At 51.2% G+C, this 8,626-nt stretch carries 8 protein-coding genes and 1 pseudogene; all 9 read left to right on the top strand.

From position 1 onward, the window contains the following. The coding region (locus tag Q0236_RS01295; protein WP_297914099.1) for a tetraacyldisaccharide 4'-kinase at nucleotides 1-488 on the top strand (488 nt) is incomplete at its 5' end. An 18-nt stretch (nucleotides 489-506) separates the two neighbouring features. Next, nucleotides 507-1,364 (top strand): acetylglutamate kinase, encoded by an 858-nt coding sequence (gene argB / locus Q0236_RS01290; protein WP_297914096.1) that lies wholly within the window; start codon nucleotides 507-509, stop codon nucleotides 1,362-1,364. Nucleotides 1,365-1,485: 121 nt separating this feature from the next. Further along, nucleotides 1,486-3,063, top strand: coding sequence for a threonine synthase (gene thrC / locus Q0236_RS01285; protein ID WP_297914093.1), 1,578 nt, complete (start codon nucleotides 1,486-1,488; stop codon nucleotides 3,061-3,063). Then, nucleotides 3,060-3,782, top strand: a complete 723-nt coding sequence (gene kdsB, locus Q0236_RS01280) for a 3-deoxy-manno-octulosonate cytidylyltransferase (RefSeq protein ID WP_297914091.1) — start codon at nucleotides 3,060-3,062, stop codon at nucleotides 3,780-3,782. Before thrC ends, kdsB begins: the two co-directional genes overlap by 4 nt. A gap of 105 nt (nucleotides 3,783-3,887) precedes the next feature. After that, nucleotides 3,888-5,897, top strand: coding sequence for an NAD-dependent DNA ligase LigA (gene ligA / locus Q0236_RS01275; RefSeq protein WP_297914088.1), 2,010 nt, complete (start codon nucleotides 3,888-3,890; stop codon nucleotides 5,895-5,897). Then, on the top strand, nucleotides 5,894-6,271 hold the full coding sequence (locus Q0236_RS01270; protein ID WP_297914085.1) for a hypothetical protein: 378 nt from the start codon (nucleotides 5,894-5,896) through the stop codon (nucleotides 6,269-6,271). The genes ligA and Q0236_RS01270 overlap by 4 nt, the downstream gene beginning before the upstream one ends. After that, nucleotides 6,268-7,482 (top strand): SAM-dependent methyltransferase, encoded by a 1,215-nt coding sequence (locus Q0236_RS01265; protein WP_297914082.1) that lies wholly within the window; start codon nucleotides 6,268-6,270, stop codon nucleotides 7,480-7,482. Before Q0236_RS01270 ends, Q0236_RS01265 begins: the two co-directional genes overlap by 4 nt. Continuing rightward, the gene (locus Q0236_RS01260; protein ID WP_297914079.1) at nucleotides 7,472-7,984 is read left to right on the top strand and encodes a lipocalin family protein; all 513 of its coding nucleotides are present in this window, start codon (nucleotides 7,472-7,474) and stop codon (nucleotides 7,982-7,984) included. The genes Q0236_RS01265 and Q0236_RS01260 overlap by 11 nt, the downstream gene beginning before the upstream one ends. Further along, nucleotides 7,984-8,626 (top strand): annotated as a pseudogene (locus tag Q0236_RS01255) (hypothetical protein); the annotation flags it as partial. The gene Q0236_RS01260 and the pseudogene Q0236_RS01255, both read left to right, overlap by 1 nt.

The following is an 8,626-nucleotide window of genomic DNA, read 5'->3' as shown; positions in this document are numbered from 1 at the left end:
CGGCGGATCTGCAAGAGGGGCTAAACGGCACGGATGAAATTTTAAATCCTGCGGATGAAATTTCAAATTTTGCGGATGAAATTTCAAATTTTGCGGATGAAATTTCGGATTTAAATTTGAGAACCGCCGCAGATAAAATTTCAAATTTAAACCACGCCGCGGATAAAATTTTAAATTCCAAAGAGGCTGGCCTTGAAAAATCCCGCACGATTTTAATCAGCGCCATCGCCAAGCCTTGGCGCTTGCAAGCGTTTTTGCCGCTCGCAAAAGCGCACGCGTTTTTCCCCGATCATTATGATTTCAAAAAAGAGCAGATTTTAGAGCTGCTAAGGCGCGAGGATGCGGAGCATATCCTTTGCACGGCGAAAGATTACGTGAAATTAAGGGATTTGGGCGCGGAAATTTCGGTGATTTTGTTAAATTTGAAGCTAAGCGAAAACTTTATCCGCAAAATTCAAAACTACATAAACCAAGCTATGATAAAATAAGGTTTTTAAAGGAATTTTATGATAAAAAAGAGCAAAACCGCCGAAGTAATCATCTCCGCGCTGCCCTATATCCGTAAATTTAGAGATAAAATTTTCGTCGTCAAATACGGCGGCGCAGCGCAAACAGACGATGCGCTCAAGCTTGATTTTGCCCGCGACATCGTGCTTTTGCATATGGTCGGCATCAAGATCATCGTCGTGCACGGCGGCGGCAAAAAGATCAATCAGACCCTGGATAAGATCGGCGTGCAGAGCGATTTTAAGGACGGTCTTCGCGTAACGAATAAAGACGCGATTGAAATTACCGAGATGGTGCTAAGCGGCGCGGTAAATAAAGAGATCACGGCGCTTTTGAACCAAAACGGCGCGCCCGCGATCGGCATCAGCGGCAAGGACGGCGGGCTTTTGAAAGCAAAATTCCTCGATGAGAAAAAATACGGATTCGTAGGCGAGATCACCGAGGTAAACACCAAGCTGATAAATGACCTGTTGCAAAAGGACTATCTGCCCGTGATCGCCCCGCTTGCGGGCGGCGAAACGGACGAAAACGTGAGCTTTAATATCAACGCCGATCTCTGCGCCAGCAGGATCGCAGCCGCGCTAAAAGCGAGCAAGGCGATATTTTTAAGCGACATTGACGGAGTGCTTGATAAAGAGGGAAATTTAATCAGCAAACTCGATGCCGCGCTCATTTCGAAGCTTAAAAAGGACGGCACGATCGCAGGCGGCATGATCCCAAAGGTCGATGCGTGCCTGCAATGCGTGCGAAACGGCGTAAGTGCCGCGCATATCATCAACGGCAAAATTCCGCACTCGATCCTGCTTGAGCTTTTCACGGACGGCGGCATAGGAAGTTTAATAAAGGAAGAAATTTAGGCGCGGGCGCGGAGGCGGTAGGCTTAAAGCGACAATGCCGCAAGTCCGTGTAAAAAGTCTAAACGATCAAATTTAAAGCGCCTAGGCAGGCGTAAATTTTAAAATTTTAAAAAGGAAAAAGATGAAACTGGTTTCTACGAGAGATTTTTCGCAAAAAGCGGATCTTAGCTACGCGCTGCTAAATCCGAGCGCAAGCGGCGGCGGGCTTTTCAGCCCAGAGCGGCTGCCGCTTTTAAGCGAGGATTTTTTTAAGCAGTGCGAGGATCTGAGCTACAAACAGATCGCGCTTAAAATCATCGAGAGCTTCGATTTTGACGTAAGCAGCGAGGTTTTTGAGAGTGCGCTAAAGCGCTACGATAAATTTGAAAATCCCGCCTGCCCCGTCCAGATCAAAAAACTAAGCGAAAACGCCTATATTTTGGAGCTTTATCACGGCCCGACGCTCGCGTTTAAGGATATGGCGCTGCAGCCCTTCGGCGCGCTTTTAAAAAGCATCGCAAAAGCTAGAAATGAAAAATTTTTAATAATATGCGCCACGAGCGGCGACACGGGGCCTGCGACTCTAGAGGCATTTGCGGACGATGAGAACATCAAAGCGGTCTGCCTCTACCCGCAGGGCGGCACGAGCGAGATACAGCGCCAGCAGATGGTCAAACAAAGCGCGGCAAATCTTAAAATTTTAGGCGTGCGCGGCAACTTCGACGATACGCAGCGCGCGCTAAAATCGCTGCTGGCAGACGAGGATTTCAAAAACGAGCTCGCGCGCGCAAATTTAAATCTAAGCGCCGCAAACTCGGTAAATTTCGGCAGAATTTTATTTCAGATCATCTACTACCTCTATGCTAGTATCTATTTCTCAAAACACGGCGTATTGAGCCCCGAGCAAAATTTAAAGCAAAGCGATCAGTGCCCGGCGTGCGGTAAAAATTTAAACGCCTCGGGCAGCAAAAATTTTGGCGCGGCGGCGGGCGCAAACAGCGCGCAGAGCGCAAAACAGAGCGCTAAATTTAACACCTTCGACGTCATAGTGCCTAGCGGGAATTTCGGCAACGCGCTGGGAGCGTATTTCGCCAAAAAAATGGGCGCAAAGATCGGCAAAATCAAGATCGCTTCAAACGCGAACAATATCCTGACCGAGCTTTTTACGCGCGGTATCTACGATCTGCGAAAGCGCGAGCTCATCCGCACGATCAGCCCTGCGATGGATATTTTAGTTAGCTCCAACGTCGAGCGGCTGCTTAGCGATATGTTTGGCGATGCGCGCACGAGCGAGCTGATGCAAAGCCTGGCGCGAGATAAATTTTATAAGCTTAGCGCGAGCGAGCTTGCGAAGCTGCAGGAGGTCTTCGAAGCGGATTTTTGCGACGATACGCAGTGCGCTAAATTTATCAAGCAAGAGAGCAGCCGCGGCGTGCTGATCGATCCGCACACGGCGACCTGCTTTAAGCTACTTGACGAAAGCCGCCTAAATCTCGTCATCTCGACCGCGAAGTGGATTAAATTTACGCCGTCGATGATCGGCGCGATCAAAGGCAGGGCTTGCGAGGATGAAAGGGCTGATATGATCGCGCTTTCGAAGGAATTTCGCAGCGACATTCCGCCGCAGATCTCGCGCCTTTTTAGCGCGCCGCAGGTGCATTCTAGCGTCGTGGAGCAAAGTGAGATCAAAAACGCCATAATGGAGTGGATCAAAAAATGATAGTAATCCCCGCGCGCCTTGCTTCGACGCGCTTTAAAAATAAAATTTTATGTGAGTTTGGCGGCGTGCCGATGTTTATCAAAACGGCTCAAAATGCCGCCAAAGCAGACCGCGTGCTAATCGCCGTGGATGAGCCGCAAATTTTAAAGATCGCGCAAGATTACGGCTTTGACGCCGTTCTCACCGCGCGCGAGCATCAAAGCGGCACCGATCGCATCGCTGAAGCGGTCGCAAACGCAGCGCTTGCGGAGGATGAGATCGTCATCAATATCCAAGCCGACGAGCCCTTTTTCGAGAGCGAAAATTTGATTAAATTTAAAGATTTCGCCAACGCCATGATCACGCAAAAGGGCGCATTTATGGCGAGCTGCTACAAATACATAAGCCAGCAGGCGGCAGAGGATCCGAATTTAGTCAAGCTAGTGCTCGATAACGCGGGCTTTGCGATCTATTTTTCACGCTCGCTCATCCCTTATCCGCGCGCGGCATGCGAGTGCTATCTCGGACACATCGGCATCTACGCATACAGCGTGCGAAATTTAAAGCGCTTTTGCGCCTTGCCCGCCTCGGTGCTGGAAGATACCGAAAAACTCGAGCAACTTCGCGCCATAAGCGCGGGCGAAAAGATCGCGATGCTCGGCATCGAGACTGCGAGCATCGGCATCGACACGCCGGCTGATTACGAGCGCGCGCTAAAGGAGTTCGGCAATGGAATTTAAAATTTACTCGTTATGCACCGCAGCGTTTGGAGCGCAGGAGCCCGCCGCGGAGCGTAAAATTTTAGCGTCGCGCGGAATTTTAAAATTTAAAGATGCGAGCGCAAGATGAATTACGATGAATACAGATCCGTGGTAGATACGCTAAATGCGTGGGCGCGGGCATATTACACCGACGATAAACCGATCGCAAGCGACGAGGAGTACGACGAGCTTTATTCGCAAGCGGAGAAATTCGAGGAGCAAAACCCCGAGCTCGCGCTGCCGTACTCGCCTACGCGGCGCATCGGAGGCGCGATCAGCGAGGGCTTTTCCAAGCTCGCTCACGGCGCGCAGATGTGGTCGATGGAGGATATTTTCGACGACGCGGGTCTTTTGGCGTGGCTAGCTCGCGGCGAGAAGAGCGGCGCGCAGTTTTACGTCGAGCCGAAATTTGACGGCGCGAGCTTAAATTTAACCTACGAAGGCGGCGTGCTGATAAGCGCGGCGACGCGCGGCGACGGGCTTATAGGCGAGGACGTGACGCAAAACGCAAGAGCGATCAAATCGGTGCCGCTTCAGATCCCCTACGCGCAAAGGATCGAGATCCGCGGCGAGACGCTGATCGCAAAGAGCGATTTTGACGCGCTAAACGACGAGCGCGCCGCAAACGGCGAGAGCTTATTTTCAAACCCGCGCAACGCCGCCGCAGGCAGCCTAAGGCAGCTAGATAGCGCGATCGTGGCGAAGCGGAAACTAAAATTTATCCCGTGGGGGGTGGGCGAGCATTCGTTAAACTTTGCGCTGCACTCGCAGATAATGGAGTTTGTGCGTAGCCTAGGTTTTTTGCGAGACGAATTTTGCCGTATCTGCTCGGATGTAAGCGAGATCAGGAGCGCATACGAGGCGCTGCATAGCATGCGCGCGGGCAAAGATCTGATGCTTGACGGCATGGTAATCCGCGTAAACGAGCTTTCAAGGTGCGCACAGATGGGCTATACGGTGAAATTCCCGCGCTTTATGGTCGCGTATAAATTCCCCGCGGTCGAAAAAATAACGCGGCTACGCGAGATCAATCTGCAGGTCGGCCGCACCGGCGCGGTCACCCCCGTAGCCGTCGTAGATAGCGTAAATATCGACGGCGCGAACGTTTCAAACGCGACACTTCATAATTTCGACGAGATCGCGCGGCTGGGGCTGATGAAAAACGATTTCGTAGGCATCATCCGCAGCGGCGACGTGATCCCGAAGATCACGAGCGTTTACAAACAGCGCAGAGACGGCACGCAGAGCGAAATTTCGCGCCCGGATCGCTGCCCTGTCTGCGGCGAGAAGCTGCTTGACGAAGGCGCGCTCATAAAGTGTCAAAACCTCGATTGCAAGGCGCGCGTGATAGGCTCACTGATCTATTTCTGCTCTAAAAAATGCATGAATATCGAAGGGCTAAGCGACGCGACGATCACGCAGCTTTTTGAAAGCGGCAAAATTTCAAAGATCGGCGACATTTACGCCCTCGGCGCGCAGGATTTGGCGGATCTTGAGGGCTTTGCGGATAAAAAAATTTCAAATCTTTTGGGCGCGATAAATGCGAGCAAAAATGCGCCGCTTGAGCGCTTCATCGCTTCTTTAGGGATCGAGCACATCGGCGAGGTGGCCGCGCGCAAGATCGCCGCGGCATTCGGGCAGGATTGGCTGGATGCGAGCGAGGATGAAATTCTGCGGCTAGATGGCTTTGGAGAGGCGATGGCAAGGAGCCTAGCGGAGTTTTGCAAGATAAATCGCGAAAAAATTCTAAATTTAAGCGAAATCATCACGCCGCGCGAGCCAGAGATGCAGACCACTAAAAGCGCCTTCACAGACCGCAGCGTCGTCATCACGGGCACGCTCAGCCGTCCGCGCGACGAGTTTAAGGCCAGGCTTTTGGCGATGGGCGCGAAGGTGCAGGGCTCGGTATCTGCCAAGACCGACTTCGTGCTTGCGGGCGCAGAAGCGGGCTCCAAGCTACAAAAAGCTCGCTCACTCGGCGTGCGAGTGATCGATGAAAGCGAGTTTGAAGCGCTAGCGAGCTCGTTGCAAACGCCCGGCGCAAATTCACCCGGCAAGAGCGAGCCCCAAACGCTTGCGGGGAGCGGCGAGTGAAGGTTTTTTGTTTGGTGCCGAACCCGCACGCAAACGGCACGGGGTTAAATTTCAAAAGCAACCTTTGTCCTGCGGCGCTTGCGTGTTTTACAAAGCGCGAGAATTTTAAAAATTTTGCGGCGCGCGAATACTGCGCCGATAGGAAAGATTTTAAAATTTTCGCTAGCGACGAGATAAAATTTGCAACGCACGGCGAGCCGAAATTTACAACGCGCAGTATAGCTAAATTTACGGCGTGCAGCTGGCTGAAATTTGAGCCGCGTAGCACTGCCACGCGCAGCTTTGGTTTGCGCGATAAAATTTTAAACCCAAGGCCATGCAAAAGCCGCGCAAGCTTTAAAATTTCATCGCGGCGTGGAGAAAAAACAAAATGAGATTTGATCTACTCGTCGCAAACACGCTTAAAATCAGCAGAAATCAGGCCGCCGCGCTGATAAAGCAGGATAAAATTTTGCTGCGAGGCGCCGTGCAAAACAGACCCTCCGCGCAGATAGCGCCCGAGCAGAGCGGCGAAATCAGTACTGCCGAGCAAATTTACGTAAGCAGGGGCGCGCTCAAGCTTGCAGGCTTTTTGGATGAGCTCGCCGAAAACGGGCTTTTAGCAAGCTGCGGCGCAAATTTACCTAGCGCGGCGGCAGAAATTTCAAAGCCGTGCAGCGCCGAAAAGGGCGCGGATAGCAAAGCGGTAGCGACGCAAAGAGCAGGCGAAGTAACGACGCAAATTTCAAGTGCAGATTTTGCGGCTACGGATAAAATTTTGGGCGCGAACGAGACGACCGGAATTCCAAGCGCGACGGCGGCAAAGATCGCAGAAACAAATACCGAGGCGATCCATACCGCAAAAACTAGCGCCGAGACTGCTGAGCTTTTACAAACCGATGCAGGCAAGCAAGCGGTGGAATTTTTACAGACGAGCGCGGGCGCCGAGACGGCAGAGCATTTGCAAACGGACGCAGACGCCGAAATGGCAGAGATTTTAAATGCGGCAAAAGCCTCAAAATTGGGCGGCAAGGCGGGCGTATGCCGCAACGAAGGCGGCGCGGAGCTGGTACAAACAAAGCCCTTGCAAAAAGATATTTTAAATTTAGCGGGAGCCGATGTTTTGGACGTGGGTAGCAGCACGGGCGGGTTCGTGCAGATTTTATTGCAGCGCGGCGCAAAGAGCGTGACTGCGCTTGACGTCGGCAGCTCGCAGCTAAGCGAAATTTTGCGGCGCGATCCTCGCGTGATCGTGCGCGAAAACACCGACATCAGGGAGTTTGCGAGCAAGAAAAAATTTGATCTCATCACCTGCGACGTGAGCTTCATCTCGCTAAATTTGATCCTAAAAAGCCTCGCGAACCTCGCAAAAAACGCTCTCATCGTGCTATTTAAGCCGCAATTTGAAGTCGGCACGGAGATCAAGCGAAATAAAAAAGGCGTGCTCAGGGACGAAAAAGCAGTGCGCGCCGCACGGGCGAAATTTGAGCGACTATGCGCCGAGCTGGGGCTTACTGTACTGTACGCTAGCGCCTGCAAAATCACGGGTAAAGAGGGAAATAGGGAATTTTTCTATCTTCTAAAAAGGATGAACGATGAAATTTAAAAACTTAATTATATTGGCGTTTTGCGCGCTATTTTTGGGCTCATGCGCCAAAAGCTTAAACCCCAAAGCGCCGATCGTAAAAAACTTCGACATCGCTAAATTTAGCGGCGGCTGGTATGAGATCGCCCGCATGAAGGGCGGCGGTGAGCTGCAAAACACCGCGTACGAGTGCTTTATCGATAAAAACTCCACGATCAATCTTCTAAAAACTGCCAAAACAAGCTCTGGTAAAATCGAAAACGAGCAGCACGTGTTAGAGTTCGCAGGCGATAAAAACGTAGGCCTGCTCTATCAAAAAGGGTTCATCTCGGACACCGCTTACCGCGTGGCGCAGGTGGACGGCGACTATCGCTACGCCCTGATTTTCGGTGCGGACACGAGCGAGCTTTACATCCTCTCGCGCACCAAAACTCTGCCTGAGCCGATCCGCATCTTATATCTAAAAAAGGCGAAGCACAGCGGCTACGACACCAAAAAAATTATCTGGACGAAGCAGCAATAATGGCTAATCAAAAATCATGTAAAGACCATACAGAGGCTTCACTACGGAATTTTAAAGAGCAAAATTTCGTAGCGCAGAATTCCAGCTTGAAAAATTTTACGGAACAGAATTTCACAAGCAATGTGGAAAATTCATCTAAAAGTATCGAACACCCGAAGCAAGAGCTACGCAAAAATAAAACCGGCGATGCGCACCGCGCAGATGAAGCAGACACCGACACCTCTTGCAGCAATGAAACGACTTTTGGCAGTAAAACGGCTTATAATGACGCTTGCAGCAATGACGTAGACGTGCAGGCTCAAGGCACGTTTCCTGCTTGTGCGGAAGTACTGCGTGCGCGCCTAAGCGAGCAGTTCGCACGAGGCGATATTTTCGCAACGCTACAAGGCGCAAACCGCGATAATGTGCACGCCGTAGCGATCGGTAACTTCGACGGCATGCACCTTGGACATCAAAAATTATTTGAAAATTTAGGCGAGCACGGCGCTATAATCGTGGTTTTGACGGGCGTTGGAAGCAAGCTCACGCCCTTTGCGTTTCGCAGCGCATTCACGCAGAAAAAAATATTTTACTGCGAACTTAGCAAAATCAAAAATCTAAGCGGAGGCGAATTTATCGAGCTTTTAGGGCAAAATTTTATAA

The sequence above is a fragment of the uncultured Campylobacter sp. genome (assembly GCF_938031315.1).
Classification (GTDB): Bacteria; Campylobacterota; Campylobacteria; order Campylobacterales; family Campylobacteraceae; genus Campylobacter_B.
This window is presented reverse-complemented; position numbering and strand designations above follow the sequence as displayed.